The organism is Pseudomonas sp. ICMP 460, assembly GCF_002723595.1.
GTDB lineage: Bacteria > Pseudomonadota > Gammaproteobacteria > Pseudomonadales > Pseudomonadaceae > Aquipseudomonas > Aquipseudomonas kitaguniensis.
The window spans coordinates 152945-169713 of record NZ_LKBR01000035.1; the positions used below are offsets into that span (position 1 = coordinate 152945).

At 60.0% G+C, this 16769-nt stretch carries 21 protein-coding genes; 12 read left to right on the forward strand and 9 right to left on the reverse strand.

The genetic code is table 11. From position 1 onward, the window contains the following. Window positions 1-69: 69 nt before the first annotated feature. Window positions 70-543: a transcription elongation factor GreB gene (gene greB, locus AO240_RS21120; RefSeq protein WP_058414692.1), complete on the forward strand. Its 474-nt coding sequence runs from the start codon at window positions 70-72 to the stop codon at window positions 541-543. 47 nt (window positions 544-590) lie between these two features. Here the strand turns inward: greB and AO240_RS21125 are convergent, their stop codons facing one another. Both AO240_RS21125 and AO240_RS21130 read right to left on the reverse strand, forming a co-directional pair. Then, window positions 591-3101, reverse strand: coding sequence for an ABC transporter permease (locus AO240_RS21125; protein ID WP_099238921.1), 2511 nt, complete (start codon window positions 3099-3101; stop codon window positions 591-593). Then, a complete protein-coding gene (locus tag AO240_RS21130) occupies window positions 3101-3784 on the reverse strand; it encodes an ABC transporter ATP-binding protein (protein ID WP_099238923.1) in 684 nt (227 codons plus the stop codon). Before AO240_RS21130 ends, AO240_RS21125 begins: the two co-directional genes overlap by 1 nt. 10 nt (window positions 3785-3794) lie before the next feature. Between AO240_RS21130 and AO240_RS21135 the strand changes: the two genes are divergently transcribed. The 3 genes from AO240_RS21135 (at window position 3795) to AO240_RS21145 (ending at window position 5934) form a co-directional block, all read left to right on the forward strand. Next, the gene (locus AO240_RS21135) at window positions 3795-4400 is read left to right on the forward strand and encodes an arylesterase (RefSeq protein WP_058414682.1); all 606 of its coding nucleotides are present in this window, start codon (window positions 3795-3797) and stop codon (window positions 4398-4400) included. Window positions 4401-4458: 58 nt separating this feature from the next. Further along, window positions 4459-4749 (forward strand): hypothetical protein, encoded by a 291-nt coding sequence (locus AO240_RS21140; RefSeq protein WP_058414681.1) that lies wholly within the window; start codon window positions 4459-4461, stop codon window positions 4747-4749. 213 nt (window positions 4750-4962) lie between these two features. Continuing rightward, window positions 4963-5934, forward strand: coding sequence for a L,D-transpeptidase family protein (locus tag AO240_RS21145; RefSeq protein ID WP_099238927.1), 972 nt, complete (start codon window positions 4963-4965; stop codon window positions 5932-5934). Between the two features lie 153 nt (window positions 5935-6087). Here the strand turns inward: AO240_RS21145 and oprI are convergent, their stop codons facing one another. Beyond that, on the reverse strand, window positions 6088-6339 hold the full coding sequence (gene oprI, locus AO240_RS21150) for an outer membrane lipoprotei OprI (protein WP_003172710.1): 252 nt from the start codon (window positions 6337-6339) through the stop codon (window positions 6088-6090). A gap of 617 nt (window positions 6340-6956) precedes the next feature. Between oprI and AO240_RS21155 the strand changes: the two genes are divergently transcribed. Beyond that, complete coding sequence (locus tag AO240_RS21155) at window positions 6957-7238, forward strand: GNAT family N-acetyltransferase (RefSeq protein ID WP_058414678.1); 282 nt, start codon at window positions 6957-6959, stop codon at window positions 7236-7238. Window positions 7239-7308: 70 nt separating this feature from the next. Here AO240_RS21155 and AO240_RS21160 read toward each other — a convergent pair whose 3' ends face one another. Further along, complete coding sequence (locus AO240_RS21160; protein ID WP_099238929.1) at window positions 7309-8385, reverse strand: 3-deoxy-7-phosphoheptulonate synthase; 1077 nt, start codon at window positions 8383-8385, stop codon at window positions 7309-7311. 131 nt (window positions 8386-8516) lie between these two features. Continuing rightward, window positions 8517-8951, reverse strand: coding sequence for a PilZ domain-containing protein (locus AO240_RS21165; protein WP_099238931.1), 435 nt, complete (start codon window positions 8949-8951; stop codon window positions 8517-8519). Here AO240_RS21165 and AO240_RS21170 point away from each other — a divergent pair. From AO240_RS21170 to cysB, 5 genes are all read left to right on the forward strand, one after another. Next, entirely contained in the window at window positions 8950-9336 is a 387-nt protein-coding gene (locus AO240_RS21170; protein WP_099238933.1) for a thioredoxin, read from the forward strand. The genes AO240_RS21165 and AO240_RS21170 overlap by 2 nt on opposite strands. Beyond that, complete coding sequence (locus AO240_RS21175; RefSeq protein ID WP_099238935.1) at window positions 9333-10283, forward strand: putative 2-dehydropantoate 2-reductase; 951 nt, start codon at window positions 9333-9335, stop codon at window positions 10281-10283. The genes AO240_RS21170 and AO240_RS21175 overlap by 4 nt, the downstream gene beginning before the upstream one ends. A 31-nt stretch (window positions 10284-10314) precedes the next feature. Next, window positions 10315-11232 (forward strand): 5'-nucleotidase, encoded by a 918-nt coding sequence (locus AO240_RS21180; protein ID WP_099238937.1) that lies wholly within the window; start codon window positions 10315-10317, stop codon window positions 11230-11232. A 70-nt stretch (window positions 11233-11302) separates the two neighbouring features. Continuing rightward, window positions 11303-11803, forward strand: coding sequence for a universal stress protein (locus AO240_RS21185; protein ID WP_099238939.1), 501 nt, complete (start codon window positions 11303-11305; stop codon window positions 11801-11803). Window positions 11804-11907: 104 nt separating this feature from the next. Further along, window positions 11908-12882 carry an HTH-type transcriptional regulator CysB gene (cysB, locus tag AO240_RS21190; RefSeq protein ID WP_058414671.1) on the forward strand — a complete coding sequence of 325 codons (975 nt, stop codon included), beginning with the start codon at window positions 11908-11910 and terminating at the stop codon, window positions 12880-12882. An 18-nt stretch (window positions 12883-12900) separates the two neighbouring features. Here the strand turns inward: cysB and AO240_RS21195 are convergent, their stop codons facing one another. Both AO240_RS21195 and AO240_RS21200 read right to left on the reverse strand, forming a co-directional pair. Continuing rightward, on the reverse strand, window positions 12901-13383 hold the full coding sequence (locus AO240_RS21195; RefSeq protein ID WP_099238941.1) for a GreA/GreB family elongation factor: 483 nt from the start codon (window positions 13381-13383) through the stop codon (window positions 12901-12903). Window positions 13384-13395: 12 nt separating this feature from the next. After that, a complete protein-coding gene (locus tag AO240_RS21200; RefSeq protein WP_099238943.1) occupies window positions 13396-13770 on the reverse strand; it encodes a hypothetical protein in 375 nt (124 codons plus the stop codon). Between the two features lie 132 nt (window positions 13771-13902). On the opposite strand from AO240_RS21200, the gene earP reads away from it, so the two are divergent. Then, window positions 13903-15036 carry an elongation factor P maturation arginine rhamnosyltransferase EarP gene (earP, locus tag AO240_RS21205; protein WP_099238945.1) on the forward strand — a complete coding sequence of 378 codons (1134 nt, stop codon included), beginning with the start codon at window positions 13903-13905 and terminating at the stop codon, window positions 15034-15036. 49 nt (window positions 15037-15085) lie between these two features. Continuing rightward, complete coding sequence (locus AO240_RS21210; RefSeq protein ID WP_058414667.1) at window positions 15086-15658, forward strand: elongation factor P; 573 nt, start codon at window positions 15086-15088, stop codon at window positions 15656-15658. 65 nt (window positions 15659-15723) lie between these two features. Here AO240_RS21210 and AO240_RS21215 read toward each other — a convergent pair whose 3' ends face one another. Together AO240_RS21215 and AO240_RS21220 are read right to left on the reverse strand one after the other, a co-directional pair. Beyond that, window positions 15724-16143 (reverse strand): organic hydroperoxide resistance protein, encoded by a 420-nt coding sequence (locus AO240_RS21215; RefSeq protein ID WP_099238947.1) that lies wholly within the window; start codon window positions 16141-16143, stop codon window positions 15724-15726. Window positions 16144-16265: 122 nt separating this feature from the next. Beyond that, window positions 16266-16715 (reverse strand): MarR family winged helix-turn-helix transcriptional regulator, encoded by a 450-nt coding sequence (locus AO240_RS21220; protein WP_099238948.1) that lies wholly within the window; start codon window positions 16713-16715, stop codon window positions 16266-16268. Window positions 16716-16769: the final 54 nt, after the last annotated feature.

The following is a 16769-nucleotide window of genomic DNA, read 5'->3' on the forward strand; positions in this document are numbered from 1 at the left end:
GCCAGTCGACGCCAAGGCATGAAGCCCGGCGTATCGGCATTATTGGACATTGCCTGGGGATGCAAGCGTTTGAGTACCAAGCTGATAACCAAAGAAGGTCATGAAGCGCTGAAAAAAGAGCTGGATTACCTGTGGCGGGAAAAGCGTCCGGACACCACACGCAAGGTGACCTGGGCAGCTTCGCTGGGGGATCGCAGCGAGAACGCGGATTATCAATACAACAAGAAACTGCTGCGTGAGATTGACCGGCGTGTGCGCTATTTGCGCAAGCGCCTGGAAGACATGCGGGTAGTGGAATACATGCCCGAGCAAGAAGGCCGGGTGTTTTTCGGTGCCTGGGTCGATATCGAAAATGAGCAGGGCGAGACCAAGCGTTTTCGCATTGTTGGCTATGACGAAATTTATGAGCGTATGGACTACATCTCCATCGACTCACCGATGGCCCGTGCGTTGCTGCGTAAACAAGTTGACGACGAGGCCATGGTGCAGACCCCGACCGGCGAAGTGTGTTGGTGGATTACCGGTATCGAGTATGTGAAGTAGGCGAGGGTCGGCACGCCAGGGCTGGCGCGTGCCGACCCTCGGTTGCGTCAGCCTTCGCGCAGTACCGTCAGCGGGCTGGCATTCAGCGCGCGGCGCGTACCGAATACCCCGGCACCGCCGATCAGCACGGCCCCGATTACCGGCATCAACAACAGCCACGCGTGAGGGTGCCAGGCCAAGTCGAACGCGTAGCGGTACAACACCCATGTCACCAGTTCTGTGCCGAGCGCCGCGAGCAGGCCGCTGACTGCGCCCAGCAAACCAAACTCGATGCGCCGCGCCTTCACCAACAGCTTGCGTTCGGCCCCGAGTGCGCGCAACAGCGCACCTTGGCGAATCCGTTCATCCAGAGTGGCCTGCAGGCCGGAAAACAGCACGGCCATGCCCGCCGCCAGTACAAACAGCAACACGTACTCCACCGCCAGGGTCACTTGCGCGAGGATGCTGCGTAACTGCTCAAGCAAAGCCTCGACTTGCAGAACGGTAACTGCCGGGAACGCGCGGGACAGGTCGACGATCTGCTGATCATGCCCTGGCGCCAGGTAGAAGCTGGTCAAGTAGGTCGCGGGCAGGTCTTTCAAAGTGCCCGGTTGGAAGATCATGAAGAAGTTGGGCTGGAAGTTATCCCAGTTGATGGTTCGCAAGCTTGTGACCCGTGCTTCGCGATTCTCGCCAGCGATGGTGAACACCAGATGATCATCAAGCTTGAGCTTCAAGCTTTCAGCGACTTTGGCCTCCACCGACACCCCGGGTATGTCATCGCCCGGTTGTTGCGACCACCATGTACCTGCGGTCAGCACGTTGCCCGGCGGCAGGTCGGCAGCCCACGTCAGGCTCAAGTCACGCTGCACCGCACGGTCACCGCTGGAGTCTTTGCTGACGACCTGCTGCACCGGCTCGCCATTGATGCTGATCAACCGGCCCGGCACCACCGGGTACAGCGGCGCCGATTGCGCTTGCAACTCCAGCAGACGCGCGCTGAAGGCATCCTTGTCGGCCGGCAGAATGTTCAGCGCAAAATAGTTGGGCGCGTCCTTGGGCAACTGGTTTTGCCAGGTGTCGAGTAACTCGCCGCGCAGCAGCGCAATCAAGCCCATGGACAGTAGGATCAAGCCAAACGCCAGGGATTGCCCGGCCGCTGCCAACGGGTGGCGCAGTAATTGGCCCAGACCCAGGCGCCAAGGCAGTGAAGCACGCGCCAACAGCCGCCGCAGGCTTTGCAGCAACAACAACAGCAGGCCGCCGAGGATCAGCGCCGCCACCACGCCGCCGCCCAGCAACGCGAAGGTCAGCACCAGGTCGAGGCTCAGGCGCCACATGATCAGGCCGAGCGCGAACAACGCGGCGCCATACACCATCCAGGTACTCGACGGGATGGGCAGCAGGTCTCGACGCAAAACCCGCAACGGCGGCACGCGGCCCAGTGCCGCCAACGGCGGCAGGGCGAAACCTGCGAGGGCGACCATGCCGGTGCCAATGCCTGCAACGGCCGGTAGCAGCCCGCCGGGCGGCACGTCCGCAGGCAACAAATCGTGCAGGAAATAGAACAGGCCAAACTGCGCCAGCCACCCGAGCAGGGCGCCGGCCAGGCTCGCCAACACACCGAGTACGCTCAGTTGCAGGCTAAACAACAACATCGCTTCGCGCCGTGACAAGCCAAGGCAGCGCAGCAGTGCACTGGCGTCGAAACGTCGGCTGGCAAAACGGTTGGCCGAGAGTGCCACGGCCACGCCCGCCAGCAGTACCGCCACCAGGCTGGCCATATTCAAGTAACGCTCGGCCTTGCCCAAGGCGCCACCGATTTGCTGGTTACCGTCGCGCGAATCCTGCAAGCGCTGGTTGGCGGCGAGCCCCGGTTTGACCAAGTCACGATAGGTTTGCAGCGCCGTGCTGCCTTGAGGTGCGCGCCACAGTTCGCGGTAGCTCACGCGGCTGCCGGGCTGCACCACGCCGGTAGCGTCGAGGTCTGCCAGGTTGATCATCACCCGTGGCGTGAGGCTGTAGAAGTTACCGGCGCGGTCAGGCTCATAGGTCAATATGCGCGCCAGGCGCAGGGGCTTCATGCCCACGTCGATGCTGTCGCCGACTTTCAGGCTCAGCGCGGTCAGCAGCCGCGCTTCCACCCAGGCTTCGCCGGGTTTGGGGCCGCCTCCGGGCGTTTCTGCGCCGAACGCTTCGGCAGCACTTTTCAGCTGGCCGCGCAGTGGGTATTGCTCGTTGACCGCCTTGATGCTGGAAAGCTGAATGCCGTTATCGGTGGCGATAACGCTGGAGAACTCGACGATGCGCGCGTGATCGAGGCCCAGCTCGGTGCCGGATTTGATTTGCTCGGGGCGTGCCGGTGAGCTGCCTTCGAGTACCAGGTCGGCACCCAGAAACTCGGTGGCACGCAACAGCATGGCGCCGTTTAGGCGCGCGCCGAAGTAACCGATGGCAGTGCTGGCGGCAACCGCCACCACCAGGGCGAAAAACAACACGCGCAATTCGCCCGCGCGTGCATCGCGCAGCAATTGACGCATGGCAAGGCTGAACAGGCGCAACAGCGGCAAACGTGCCATCAAGGCTCCAGGGGCGCGACCATAAGGCCCGCTTCAAGGCGGATCAGGCGTCGGCAACGGTGGGCCAGGCGCTCGTCGTGGGTGACCAGCACCAGGGTCGTGCCGCTTTCTTTGTTGAGTTCGAACAGCAGGTCGCTGATGCGCTCGCCGGTGTGGCTGTCGAGGTTGCCGGTGGGTTCATCGGCAAACAGCACGTCCGGCTCGGCGGCGAAGGCGCGGGCAATGGCTACCCGTTGCTGCTCGCCACCGGAAAGCTGACGCGGCGAATGCGTAAGGCGCTGGCCCAGGCCCACACGCTCCAGCAAGTACCGGGCACGCTCGCGGGCGTCTTTGCGGCCGTCCAGTTCCAGCGGCAGCATGACGTTTTCCAGGGCGTTAAGGCTGTCAAGCAACTGGAATGACTGGAAGACGAAACCCACGTGCTCGGCGCGTATGCGCGCACGCTGGTCTTCGTCGAGCGTGCTCAAGGCCTGGCCCGCCAGGGTGACTTCACCGCTGCTGGGCAGGTCGAGGCCGGCGAGCAGGCCGAGGAGGGTGGATTTGCCGGAACCGGAGCTGCCGACGATAGCCAGGCTATCGCCCTTGTTCAGTTCCAGGCTCAGTTCGTGCAGGATAGTCAGTTCACCTTCCGCGCTGGGAACCACTTTGCTAAGGTTCTGCGCGGTGAGAATGCTTGCGCCCATGGAGAATCCGATGCGAATGTGGTTTTTGAGTGCTGGCCTGGCCTTGATGTGCATGGCCCAGAACGCAGCGGCGGGTACAGTCCTGATCGTTGGCGATAGTATCAGTGCCGGTTTCGGCCTGGATACCCGCAAAGGGTGGGTCGCGTTGCTGGAGCAACGGCTCAAGCAAGAAGGTTTCGACGATAAAGTGGTTAACGCGTCGGTCAGCGGCGACACCAGCGCCGGAGGCCTTGCGCGGCTGCCGGCGGCGCTTGCAGAGCATAAGCCTGAGCTGGTTATTCTCGAGTTGGGCGGTAATGACGGGTTGCGCGGGCAGCCGCCAGCTCAATTGAAACAAAATCTTGCATCGATGATTGACCAGTCCAAAGCTGCGGGGGCCAAGGTGTTGCTGTTAGGCATGCAGTTGCCGCCCAACTATGGCCCCAAATACACCACGGCGTTTGCCGAGGTGTATGGCGCTTTGGCCAAGGAGAAAAGTGTGCCGCTGGTAGGGTTTTTCCTTGAAGGCGTTGGCGGTCACCCGGAACTGATGCAGGCCGATCAATTGCACCCGGCGGTCGGCGCGCAAGGCAAGTTGCTGGAAAATGTCTGGCCGACGCTAAAACCGCTGTTATGACGCTTTTCTACCGGCAGGCTTTCGGCTAAGGTGGCGCCCCCCCGATCTGGAGCCCCCGATGTCGCGCCCTGCCTGGTCCCTGTTCAACTACCAACTGATCGAGCCCGACGAGCAGCTGGATCTGTTCGCCTGCCAGGAAGTTCGGGTACATCTGGTCGCACGTCAGCTGGAGTTGGGCGGCTCGATTGACCGCACGCTTTGCGGCACTTTATTGCCGGCGCAACCGCGCTGGTCGTCGGTGGATCGCTCGATCTTCCAGGACCAACGGCTGTGCCCGCTGTGCCGGGCGATTCTCGAATCGCAAAAGCGTGGCACGCCGCTGATCTGGCCGGAGCTGCGCTTTGAGTAACAAGGCAGTTGCAAGCTGTAAGCTGTAAGCTATAAGTTGCAAGCTACGAGCTACGAGCTACGAGCTACGAGCTACGAGCTACGAGCCACAAGCCACAAGCTGCAAGCTGCAAGCTGATGGCTCTGGCTCTGGCTCTGGCTCTGGCTTTTAGCTTGAAGCTTGAAGCTTGCCGCTCAAAGCTCTCTTCTAATCGTTCTGCGAAGGATTTTCCGGATGTTGTCGCGCCTTTCCGTCGTTACCTGCTGCCTGTCTCTCGCTGCCCTCGGTGCTGCCGGTTCGGCGTCAGCCTTGCAGTTGCCCCTGCCGCCGCCAGGCGAGGACATCGTCGGTCAGGTCCAGGTGATCAAGGCCAAGTACGAAGACACCTTCGCCGACCTCGGCACCACCTATGATCTGGGCTATTCGGAAATGGTCGCGGCCAACCCTGGCGTTGACGCCTGGTTGCCCGGCACCGGCACCGAGATCGTGTTGCCCACGCGGTTCATCCTGCCGCCTGGCCCGCGCGAAGGCATCGTGATCAACCTGGCGGAATACCGGCTCTACTACTACCCCAAGGGCCAGAACGTGGTGTACACGTTCCCGTTGGGCATTGGCCGTGAAGGCTGGGGTTCGCCGGTCGCCCACACCACCATCACCGGCAAGATCCCGAACCCTACCTGGACGCCGCCCGCATCGATCAAGGCCGAACACGCCGCCAATGGCGACCCGCTGCCCAACGTGGTGCCTGCCGGGCCGGACAACCCGCTGGGGCCGTTCAAATTCACCTTGGGCACGCCGGGTTATCTGATTCACGGCTCGAATATGAAGTTTGGTATTGGCACGCGTACCAGCCATGGCTGCTTCCGCATGTTCAACAACAATGTGCTGGAAATGGCCGACATGGTGCCGGTCGGTACGTCGGTGCGCATCATCAGCGATGCCTACAAGTTCGGCAGCAGTGGCGGCAAGGTCTACCTTGAAGCGCATACGCCGCTCAACGATGACGGCACACCGTCGGTGGTCGACAAACACACCGCCGTGATCAATGCCCTGCTCAAGCGCGAAGACCTGGCCAACAACTTGCGGGTTAACTGGGATCAGGTGCGTGACGTGGTTGCGGCCGAAGATGGTCTGCCGACAGAGATTGGTGTGCCAGGTGGTAACACGCCGGTCGCGTCCAGCGCGCCGGTCGACTTGCAGCAGTAAACCTTGTGGGAGGGGGCTTGCTCCCGATGGCGGTGTATCAGTCACCACATCAGTGACTGACCACCGCTATCGGGAGCAAGCCCCTTCCCACATTCAGGCAATAAAAAAGCCGATCCAAAAATGGATCGGCTTGATAACAACCCCGAGGGATTATTACTTGCGGCTTGCTTTTTCAAGCATGCGCAGAGCGCGCTCGTTAGCTTCGTCAGCAGTCTGTTGTGCTTTTTGAGCAGCAGCCAGCGCTTCATCAGCTTTGCGGTAGGCTTCGTCTGCACGAGCCTGGGAGCGAGCTGCTGCGTCTTCAGTTGCAGTCAGACGTGCTTCGGTTTCTTTGGAGACGCTGCTGCAACCGGTAGCCAGAACTGCGGCCAGAGCCAGAGCAGAGAATTTCAGAACGTTGTTCATCGTGTTCCCCTTCAAGGACTTTCTATTAAATTAAATGGCTACTTTCTCAGAGTGAGCGGATAGCCGGCGTACATACTACTCATTACTTGTAGTAAGTAAACTGACGTAACGCAAGAAGCAAAAAAAATTCGTGTCGCCAATCTATTTTGGCTAATCGTTGGTAGCTGTGTATAAATTCAGTGCGGAATTTTTCATTTTCAAGGGAACTGGATCGACGCTGAAAGGTCCGGCCCGCATGACTTGCACCGGGTAACCCGGTAAAGATTTATATATCCACCGCCACACTTGTTTTTGCCTCGTCTTTACCCTGCGCAGCATCTTTTGCGCATGTAGAGGTGACTTTAACAACGGCAGTTCGTCTCAAGCTTCAACTGCCGGCAATGTTCAGGCTATCGATCAGTGATTGATCGGAGCCCTTTCTGTAACCACCCGCCGCAGCGGATGACGCGTGCACCTTGAGCTATTGCAGGTTTGGTGCCTACTATTCACTGCGTGCTGGTTGTGAGCGCTACAGGTTGTCTCGTTGTCGACACCGGCACGGGGTGGCGTAGATGTTCCTTCGCCGGAAAAACATCGTTAAGGTAAAGGTCGAAATCCAAGACCCGCGAGGAGTAGTGATGAGCGAGGCGTTGTCCATCCACCATGACCAGGCAGGTCATCAATTCGAGACCAATGTAGACGGTCATCGTGCCTACCTGACCTACATGGACCTCGGGAAGCAAACCCTGGATATCTATCGTACGTTCGTGCCCAATGCACTGCGCGGACGCGGTATTGCGGCGGCGTTGACCGAAGAAGCCTTGAAATTTGCAGAGGCAGCCGGCTACACGGTGATCCCGTCGTGCTCTTACGTCGAGCGCTACATGGAGCGCCACCAGCGCCATGCCGCGAAGCTGTAACGCATAATACACAGCATAAAAAACGCCGGGCCAAGCCCGGCGTTTTTGTGTGCGCAAATCAACCGCGGGTTCAGCTGCGTTTGCGTTTCGGCAACACGTCCTTGAGCTTGGCGCGCATGTTGCGCAGGGTGGTTTCGGTGGCGGACCAGTCGATGCATGCATCGGTGATCGACACGCCGTACTGCAAGTCGGCCAAGTCGCTTGGAATGGCCTGGCAGCCCCAGTTCAAGTGGCTCTCGACCATCAAGCCGATGATCGACTGGTTGCCTTCGAGAATCTGGTTGGCGACGTTTTCCATTACCAGCGGCTGCAAGGCCGGGTCTTTGTTGGAGTTGGCGTGGCTGCAGTCGACCATGATGTTCGGCTTGATACTGGCCTTGTTCAGCGCCTGCTCGCACAGCGCAACGCTGACCGAATCATAGTTGGGCTTGCCGTTGCCACCGCGCAATACCACGTGACCGTAGGCGTTGCCCTTGGTCGTGACGATGGACACGCCACCTTCCTGGTTGATGCCGAGAAAACGGTGCGGGCTCGAAACCGATTGCAGGGCGTTGATCGCCACCGTCAGGCCGCCGTCGGTGCCGTTCTTGAAGCCAACAGCCGAAGACAAGCCGGAAGCCATTTCACGGTGAGTCTGCGATTCGGTGGTGCGCGCGCCGATCGCCGACCAGCTGATCAGGTCCTGCAAGTACTGCGGGGAGATCGGGTCGAGGGCTTCGGTGGCGGTGGGCAGGCCCATTTCAGCCAGGTCCAGCAGTAACTGACGACCGATGTGCAAGCCGTCCTGGATCTTGAACGAGTCGTCCAGGTACGGGTCGTTGATCAAGCCTTTCCAGCCGACGGTGGTGCGCGGTTTCTCGAAGTAAACACGCATCACCAGGTACAAGGTGTCGGACACTTCAGCCGCCAGCACTTTGAGGCGCTCGGCGTATTCGTGGGCCGCCTTGAGGTCATGGATCGAGCAAGGCCCGATCACGACGAAGAGGCGGTGGTCGCGGCCGTCGAGAATGTCACGGATGACTTCGCGGCCCTGGGTGACGGTCTGCAGGGCAGCGTCGCTCAAAGGGATTTCGCGCTTGAGCTGATCGGGTGTGATCAGGGTCTCGTTGGATTCGACGTTTAGGTCATTGATCGGTAAATCAGCCATCGTGTTACTCGTCAGGGTCACGGGTGCCGCCCGCCAGCCATCCCCGTGCGGCGGAGCACAGCATGATTTGAATGCAGGGGAGCGGAACCTTAGCGCGTAACACTGGCCCGCGACAATGGGCAAAGCCGGCTTTAATCCAGCGCCTGCGCCACAAAAGCCTCGCGGGAGAACTCGCCGGCATGGCGCGCGACCCACTCGCGGGCGAGGGTTTCGAGTTGCAAGGCGCTTGGCGCGGCGTTTTCGTGCAAGCGGCAGTAGCGTTCGATCTGACACACTTGCTCACCCATTCGCGCACCGAACAAGGCGTGCTCGTCGGTAAACGAAATGCCGATGCGGTAGCCATTTTCGACTGCGCGGCACCACGCTACATAGCCTGGGTAACGGGCGCCGGCACCCAGCGACGGGATACTCAAATCGACCGCTGTACCCTGGCGCCAGGCACGCGGGCAATTGCAGGCGACGCCGCCCAGGCCGATAGTGTGCAGGCGCTGGCGGGAAATACCAGGTGAAGGGCGTTGTATCAACAGAACGGCAACATCATCAGGGTGAGGTAAAAAACGACCCATGTACACGGACTCCGAGCACCGTCCAATAGACGGCGGCAGCAGCAGCAAGGTGAAGGAGCAGGCATTGACCGACCTGGATATTGACCAGCAATTGCTGGGATTGCCAGGTATTTCGCTGGTAGTGTTTACCAGCGCCGGTTGTTCCAGTTGCCGCTGGGCACGCCAGCAAGTGCCCGGCTGGCAGTTGCCGGTGGACCGCGTGTGTTGGGTCGATGCCGGGGACAATGGCGGCGCGGTCGAGCGCTACCAGATCTTTCATTTGCCGGCGTTGTTTGTGGTGTGCGAGGGTCAGTTTTTCGGGCAACTGCACACGCGTCTTGGCGCCGCTGACCTTTCAGGCGCGATTAATCACGCGCTTACCCGCACTCCAGAGGATTTGCCATGACCGCACAATCGCCACGTATTGGTATCGTCGGCACCGGTGCCATCGGTGGTTTCTACGGCCTGATGCTGGCGCGCGCCGGGTTCGATGTGCACTTCCTGCTGCGCAGCGAATACGCGGCCGTCAGTGAACACGGCCTGCACCTCAACAGCTACGTGCATGGCAGCGTGCATCTGCACCCCGTGCAGGCCTATGCGCGCGCCGCCGACATGCCGGCGTGCGACTGGTTGCTGGTGGGCACCAAGTCCACCGGTAACGTGGAGTTGGCGCCGACGCTGGCGCAGGTCGCGGCGCCGGATGCCAAAGTAATCTTGCTGCAAAACGGCCTCGACGTAGAAGACAGCCTGCGCGAACACCTGCCGCCCTCGCTGCATCTGCTGGGCGGCTTGTGCTACATCGGCGTGCACCGCTCCGCGCCAGGTGTGGTCGAGCATCAAGCGTTGGGTCGGGTTAATTTGGGCTATCACAGCGGCACTGCGGCCGACGACGAAGCCCGCCGGCAAGCGATTGTCGAAGAGGGCGCCGCGTTGTTCCACAAGGCCGGCATCGAGTCCCAGGCCATGGCTAACGTGCATCAGGCGCGCTGGCACAAGCTGGTGTGGAACGTGCCCTACAACGGCCTCTCTGTGCTGCTGGGTACGGGCACTACGGCAATGATGGCGGACGAATCCAGCCGCGCGCTGATCCAGGCGCTGATGGCTGAAGTGGTCGAGGGCGCCAATGCCTGCGGCCATGCCATTGCAGCCAGTTACGCCGAGCAGATGTTTGCCATGACCGAAACCATGGACGACTACCTGCCCAGCATGTACCACGACCACGTGCACAAACGCCCGCTGGAGCTGGCAGCGATTTACGCCCGGCCCTTGGCGGTGGCCAAAGCGGCGGGCTGCGAAATGCCACGCGTACAGGCGCTTTACCAGGCCTTGAGTTTTATTGATCGACACAATTGATCGGCGCAACCGCTGATCAGGGGGAAACACCATGGCGAAGGGATTGGACGACAAACTGGTGCTGGCGATTTCGTCGCGGGCACTCTTCGACCTGGGTGACAGCCACAAGGTCTACCTCACCGAGGGTGTCGAGGCGTACCGCAAATACCAGATCGAGCACGAAGAGGAGACCCTCGAAACCGGCGATGCTTTCCCGTTGGTGAAGAAGCTTTTAAGCCTGAATGCCAGCCTGGGCCGTGCTCGCGTCGAGGTGGTGCTGGTGTCGCGCAACAGTGCCGACACCGGCTTGCGGGTGTTTAATTCGATCCAGCATTACGGCCTGGATATTTCCCGCGCCGCGTTCGTCGGCGGGCGCAGCCCGTATCCTTACCTGGCCGCGTTTGGCTGCCATTTGTTTCTGTCGACACACGCCGAAGATGTGCGCAGTGCACTGGATGCAGGCTTTGCCGCCGCGACGATTTTGTCGGGTGGTGCGCGTCGCGCGTCGAGTGAGGAGCTGCGCATTGCGTTCGACGGCGATGCCGTGCTGTTTTCCGATGAGTCGGAGCGTGTGTACCAGTCCGGTGGTTTGGCGGCGTTCCAGGCCAGCGAGCGCGAGTCGGCACGCCAACCGTTGCACGGCGGCCCGTTCAAGGGCTTCCTGGCGGCGCTCAACCTGTTGCAGCGTGAGTTCGCTGACGACGCCTGCCCGATCCGTACCGCGCTGGTCACGGCACGCTCGGCGCCGTCGCATGAGCGAGTGATTCGAACGTTGCGTGAGTGGGACATCCGCCTGGATGAGTCGCTGTTCCTTGGCGGCCTGGAAAAGTCGGCGTTTCTGGAAGCGTTTGCCGCCGATGTGTTTTTTGATGACCAGGCCGGGCATTGTGAGAAAGCCCGGGAGGTGGTGGCCACGGGGCACGTGCCCCACGGCATCAGCAATGAATTGAAAACCCACAGCGAAAGCTAAGTCAGCCGAACTCTTTGAGGCGCTGCTAAGCTGAGTCAATCTCCGCCATCCTGGCAGCCCAGGAGGTTCTATGATTCGTTCGATGCTGTACGCCACCGACCTCGGTGTGTATGCGCCTTATGTCATGCAACATGCGCTGGCACTGGCCCGAACGTTCAAGGCGCAGCTGTATGTGATACACGTGGTTGAGCCCATCGGGCTGTTCGCCGAATCGGTATTGCAAAGCTACCTGGATGAGGAGGCCCTGAGCGAGTGGCAAAGCCAGGGGCTGACCACGCTGATGGCATCGATCGAACACCGCGTGCTGGACAGTTTTCGCGAGGAGTTGGGGGAGGGCGCGCAAGACTTGCAGTTGATTCATTCGGTGCGCGTGATCCAGGGCAAACCGTGCGAGGTGATTCTCGAACAACTGCGTAAACTTTCCGTCGACCTGTTGATTGTGGGCAGTCACAGCCATGCAGCCGCAGCGGACATACCGCTCGGACGCACCGCTGCGCGGGTGTTGCAGTTGTCCAGTGTGCCGGTTTATCTGGTGCCGTCGTTACGCGGCCTGCGCAGTGATAACGTGTGATGCGCAATAAACGATAAAAAGTTCTAGATTTATCCGTCTAACCTTTAATATAGTTATATACCGTCGCTGATACCCGTGGCGTCTACCCGCTGTGAGGGACACCTATGAAGCTTCAACAACTGCGCTACATCTGGGAAGTGGCGCACCACGACCTCAACGTTTCCGCTACTGCTCAAAGCCTCTACACCTCGCAACCCGGTATCAGCAAGCAGATCCGCCTGCTCGAAGACGAGCTGGGCGTTGAAGTATTCGCGCGCAGCGGCAAGCACCTGACCCGCGTCACCCCGGCCGGCGAGCGCATCATCACCACCGCTGGCGAGATTTTACGCAAAGTCGAAAGCATCAAGCAGATCGCCCAGGAATTCTCCAACGAGAAGAAGGGCACGCTGTCGATTGCCACCACTCACACCCAGGCCCGTTATGCACTGCCGCCGGTGATCCGCGACTTCATCAAGCAATACCCTGACGTTGCCTTGCACATGCACCAGGGTTCGCCGATGCAAATCGCCGAGATGGCCGCTGATGGCACCGTCGATTTTGCCATCGCCACCGAAGCCCTTGAGCTGTTCGGCGACCTGGTGATGATGCCGTGCTATCGCTGGAACCGTTGCGTGGTCGTACCCCAAGGGCACCCGCTGGCCAAGCTGTCGAAGTTGACCCTGGAAGCGCTGGCTGAATACCCGATCGTGACCTACGTGTTTGGTTTTACCGGCCGCTCCAAGCTCGACGAAGCATTCAGCCATCGCGGCCTCACGCCCAAAGTGGTGTTCACCGCTGCCGACGCCGACGTGATCAAAACCTATGTTCGCCTGGGCCTGGGTGTCGGCATCGTCGCCAAGATGGCGGTCGATACCGTGCTCGACAAGGACCTCGTGGTGCTCGACGCCAGTGAGTTGTTCGAGTCCAGCGTGACCAAGATCGGCTTCCGTCGTGGCACGTTCCTGCGCGGCTTCATGTGCGATTTCATCGAGAAATTCGCGCCGCACCTGACCCGCGAAGTCATGGCCAAGGCGATTCAATGCCACAACAAGCAGGAACTCGAAGAGCTGTTTGCCGGCGTAGAACTGCCGGTTCACTAAGCTGACGCCTGCAGCGGTTTATTTAGCCTCGGTAACCGTAAAGTGTTGCCGAGCGCCCGCGACCACGATCTGCACCTCATCACCTTCAAACTTGCCCAGCAGGCTTTTGCCCAACGGCGAGCGCGGGGTGATGACGGTTACCGGTTGGCCAACCACATCGACTTTCAAACCCGCCGCATCGGGTGCCAGGAACAGCCACTGCTGGCGACCGTTCTCGTCCTCCAGGCCGAGTAGCGCGCCGACCTGTATGCCGCGCTGATCATCGTAGGCCTGCAGTTGCATCGTGTGGCACAGCGTCAATGCCTGTTTGATTTCCTCGACGCGCCTGGCCTGCCCGGCCGCCAGGTAGGATGCCTCCAGCCCCAACGTGTCGTATTTGTTTTCGGCGATGTTTTCTTCGTGGGTCGCGGTTTCGTAGGCGGTCTGCGCGGCACGTTGAGCGATGTCGAGGTCGACGCTGAGCTTTTCCAGAACCAACTGGTGGACGGCGTGTTTATTCATGGCTGGGCTGGGTCATTCGCAAAATTGCAGGACATTCGCCTTGCTCTTTTCAGTGGGCGCGTTCTGGTCCTGCTGCAGCCAGAACTGGCATTTTGGGTTGGCCAGGTTGCGCGCATTATTGTTGCGCGCCTGCTCCAGGCGTTGTTGCTGTTCCTGTTGGCGCAGGTTTTGTTCGTACTGCTCAAACATACGGTTGGGCGCCTCCGGTGGCACCACGGCAGCCGGCTTGCCTAACTGTTGAACCGCTTGGGCGACCGGCGCCAGGCTTTGCGGGAACAGGTAGCGCGAGGCCAGCCACGTGGTCAATGCAATCGCGATAAATCCCAACCACACGCCCAGGGCGATGGCGACACTGAGCTTGAGCAGCGACAACGGACGATCAGACATGGCGGCCTCCTGGCGGGCATTTGCGGCGTGCTGGGGATTGTCGCACAGCCACGCTACAGAATAATCGTGATCAAGCCTTCTGCATCAGCGCATTTATGCGGACAATCGAACCTTTGAGCGTTGGAGCCCGGAATGAAACCCCGCTGGGATATTTTTTGCAGCGTCGTCGACAATTACGGCGACATCGGCGTGACCTGGCGCCTGGCCCGGCAATTGGTGGTGGAGCACGCCTGCGAAGTGCGCCTGTGGGTCGATGACCTGCGCGCGTTCGAGCGCATGTGCCCGCAGATTGACGTGCAGCGCGACCAGCAATGGCAAGAGGGCGTCGACGTGCACCACTGGCCGGCGCAGTGGCGCGATACGCCGTCTGCCGATGTGGTGATCGCCGCCTTCGCGTGCCAATTGCCGCCCGATTATATGGAAGCCATGGCGGCACGTGCGCATGCACCGTTGTGGATGAACCTGGATTACCTCAGCGCAGAAGAATGGGTGGTGGGCTGTCATCGCCTGCCCTCGGTGAAGTTCAAGGGCGTGCAGAAGTACTTCTTCTTTCCTGGTTTTCGCGCAGGCACCGGCGGTTTGTTGCGTGAGGCCGGGTTGTTGGAACAGCGTCTGGCGTTTCAGCAGGACGCCGCTGCGCAGCAACACTTCCTTCAAGCCTTGGGCGTGTTTCCTGCAGGCGGTGCGCGCTTGATGTCGTTGTTCGCGTATGAAAACGCCGGGCTCGCGGGTTGGCTGGACGTACTCGCGACAGACGGCTGTGCCACTCATCTGTTGGTGCCGGAAGGCCGTATTCTCGGCGACGTGCAGCGCTGGCTCGGTGTAGACCAGTTGGCGGCGGGGGATGTGCATCAACGCCAAGCCCTGACGGTGCAAGTGCTGCCGTTCGTACGCCAGGAGCAATACGACCGCCTGCTGTGGTGCTGCGACTTCAATGCGGTGCGTGGCGAAGACTCATTCGTGCGCGCGCAATGGGCGGGGCGGCCTTTGTTGTGGCACATCTACCGTCAGGACGAAGACATCCATCTGGACAAGCTCGACGCCTTCCTGACGCTGTACACCGCGGCCTTGTCACCCGCCGCCAAAGCCTGCGTTGTCGCACTGTGGCAAGCCTGGAACGCTGATGGCGATATGGCACAACCGTGGAAAATGCTGCTGGAGCACTGGCCGGAGGTCAGCCAGCACGCGCAAACGTGGTGTCTGGAACAGGGCTTGCAGGCCGATCTTGCGACGGCGCTGGTACAGTTTTATGAAAGTTGGATATGATACGCCACCTTGATTTTTGTAAACCCCATCCAAATTTCGGATATACGCAATGAAAACTGGTAAAGAACTGAAACCCGGTACAGTGATCCGTCTTGAAAACGACCCTTGGCTGGTTCAGAAAGCTGAGTTCACCAAGTCTGGTCGTAACAGCGCAATCATGAAGACCAAGCTGAAGAACCTGCTGACCGGTTACAAGACCGAGATCGTCTACAGCGCCGATGACAAATTGGACGACGTGATCCTCGACCGCAAAGAAGCGACCCTGTCCTTCATCAGCGGCGACACTTACACGTTCATGGACACTTCCGACTACACCATGTACGAGCTGAACGCTGAAGATATCGAAGCCGTTCTGCCGTTCATCGAAGAAGGCATGGAAGACGTCTGCGAAGCTATTTTCTTCGAAGAGCGCCTGGTGTCCGTAGAGCTGCCGACCACTATCGTGCGTCAGGTTGACTACACCGAAGGTTCCGCTCGCGGCGACACTTCGGGCAAGGTGATGAAGCCTGCCAAACTGAAAAACGGTACCGAGCTGCAAGTAGCGGACTTCATCGAAATCGGCGACATGATCGAGATCGACACCCGCGAAGGTGGTTCGTACAAAGGTCGCGCCAAGAAGTAATTCTGGCCCCGCCGATACGAAAAAAACCCGACCTGGCGTCGGGTTTTTTTATGCGCGTCGTTTAATCAGACGGTGACGTGCAGGCGCACATCAACGTTGCCACGGGTGGCGTTGGAGTACGGGCAGACTTGGTGCGCGGCGTCGACCAGGCTTTGCGCATCGTCTTGGGCCAGGCCCGGCAGGCTTACGTGCAGGTCGATGTCCAGGCCGAAACCGCCGGGGATTTGACCGATGCCGACGTGGGCGGTGATCGAAGCGTCATCCGGGATTTTGCGTTGGGTCTGGCTGGCAACGAACTTCAAGGCGCCGATAAAGCAGGCCGAGTAGCCGGCGGCGAACAGTTGCTCAGGGTTGGTGGCTTGGCCGCCCGCGCCGCCCAATTCTTTAGGGGTGGCGAGTTTGACGTCGAGGATGTTGTCGTTGGAAACAGCACGACCATCACGGCCGCCGGTGGCGGTGGCTACTGCGGTATAGAGCGTTTGCATGGTGTCGTCCTCTGAGTGTGTAGTGCTAAATATTTGTGCGCTAAGTAGTTCGTGGGGCGAATGTATCGCGCTAATGTTTAGCGCGCAAGATAAATTTTCAAAAGTGTGGGAGCTGCGGCTTTTTAGTTGGCCTGCAGGTTGGCGCGCAATGCAATCAAATCAGCCTGCAATTTGCGCAACTGCTCAAGCGCCATGCCACTGGCGCCGAGGATGCACTGTGGAACGCCCTTCGCCTTTTCCTGCAAGGCCCGCCCGGTTTTGGTCAGCTCCACCACCACCACGCGCTCGTCTTCGCGGCTGCGGGTGCGGCTAAGCAGGCCTTCGGCCTCCAGGCGCTTGAGCAGTGGCGTGAGGGAACCGGGATCGGTCAACAAGCGGCTACTGATTTCGCCGACGGTCAAACCATCCTCTTCCCACAGCACCATCATGGCCAGGTACTGCGGGTAGGTCAGGCCGAGGGCTTGCAACAGCGGCTTGTAGACCTTGGTCATCAGCAACGAGGTGGAGTGCAAGGCGAAACAGAGCTGGTTGTCCAGCATCAGGGATTCGCAAGCGTTGGGATTTTTGCTCATGGCGGTGCCTCGAAAAAGCGTGTCTGGGCTGGAATCTAGCGGTCAAACCTTTAA

Coding starts and splice junctions, on each gene's coding strand:
- earP (WP_099238945.1), top strand. CDS start 13,903: ATGAAACCCCGCTGGGATATTTTTTGCAGCGTCGTCGACAATTACGGC.
- AO240_RS21200 (WP_099238943.1), bottom strand. CDS start 13,770: ATGTCTGATCGTCCGTTGTCGCTGCTCAAGCTCAGTGTCGCCATCGCC.
- AO240_RS21125 (WP_099238921.1), bottom strand. CDS start 3,101: ATGGCACGTTTGCCGCTGTTGCGCCTGTTCAGCCTTGCCATGCGTCAA.
- AO240_RS21210 (WP_058414667.1), top strand. CDS start 15,086: ATGAAAACTGGTAAAGAACTGAAACCCGGTACAGTGATCCGTCTTGAA.
- AO240_RS21160 (WP_099238929.1), bottom strand. CDS start 8,385: ATGGCTGATTTACCGATCAATGACCTAAACGTCGAATCCAACGAGACC.
- AO240_RS21175 (WP_099238935.1), top strand. CDS start 9,333: ATGACCGCACAATCGCCACGTATTGGTATCGTCGGCACCGGTGCCATC.
- AO240_RS21180 (WP_099238937.1), top strand. CDS start 10,315: ATGGCGAAGGGATTGGACGACAAACTGGTGCTGGCGATTTCGTCGCGG.
- AO240_RS21165 (WP_099238931.1), bottom strand. CDS start 8,951: ATGGGTCGTTTTTTACCTCACCCTGATGATGTTGCCGTTCTGTTGATA.
- oprI (WP_003172710.1), bottom strand. CDS start 6,339: ATGAACAACGTTCTGAAATTCTCTGCTCTGGCTCTGGCCGCAGTTCTG.
- AO240_RS21135 (WP_058414682.1), top strand. CDS start 3,795: ATGCGAATGTGGTTTTTGAGTGCTGGCCTGGCCTTGATGTGCATGGCC.
- AO240_RS21170 (WP_099238933.1), top strand. CDS start 8,950: ATGTACACGGACTCCGAGCACCGTCCAATAGACGGCGGCAGCAGCAGC.
- AO240_RS21185 (WP_099238939.1), top strand. CDS start 11,303: ATGATTCGTTCGATGCTGTACGCCACCGACCTCGGTGTGTATGCGCCT.
- AO240_RS21195 (WP_099238941.1), bottom strand. CDS start 13,383: ATGAATAAACACGCCGTCCACCAGTTGGTTCTGGAAAAGCTCAGCGTC.
- AO240_RS21155 (WP_058414678.1), top strand. CDS start 6,957: ATGAGCGAGGCGTTGTCCATCCACCATGACCAGGCAGGTCATCAATTC.
- AO240_RS21145 (WP_099238927.1), top strand. CDS start 4,963: ATGTTGTCGCGCCTTTCCGTCGTTACCTGCTGCCTGTCTCTCGCTGCC.
- AO240_RS21215 (WP_099238947.1), bottom strand. CDS start 16,143: ATGCAAACGCTCTATACCGCAGTAGCCACCGCCACCGGCGGCCGTGAT.
- AO240_RS21130 (WP_099238923.1), bottom strand. CDS start 3,784: ATGGGCGCAAGCATTCTCACCGCGCAGAACCTTAGCAAAGTGGTTCCC.
- AO240_RS21220 (WP_099238948.1), bottom strand. CDS start 16,715: ATGAGCAAAAATCCCAACGCTTGCGAATCCCTGATGCTGGACAACCAG.
- cysB (WP_058414671.1), top strand. CDS start 11,908: ATGAAGCTTCAACAACTGCGCTACATCTGGGAAGTGGCGCACCACGAC.
- AO240_RS21140 (WP_058414681.1), top strand. CDS start 4,459: ATGTCGCGCCCTGCCTGGTCCCTGTTCAACTACCAACTGATCGAGCCC.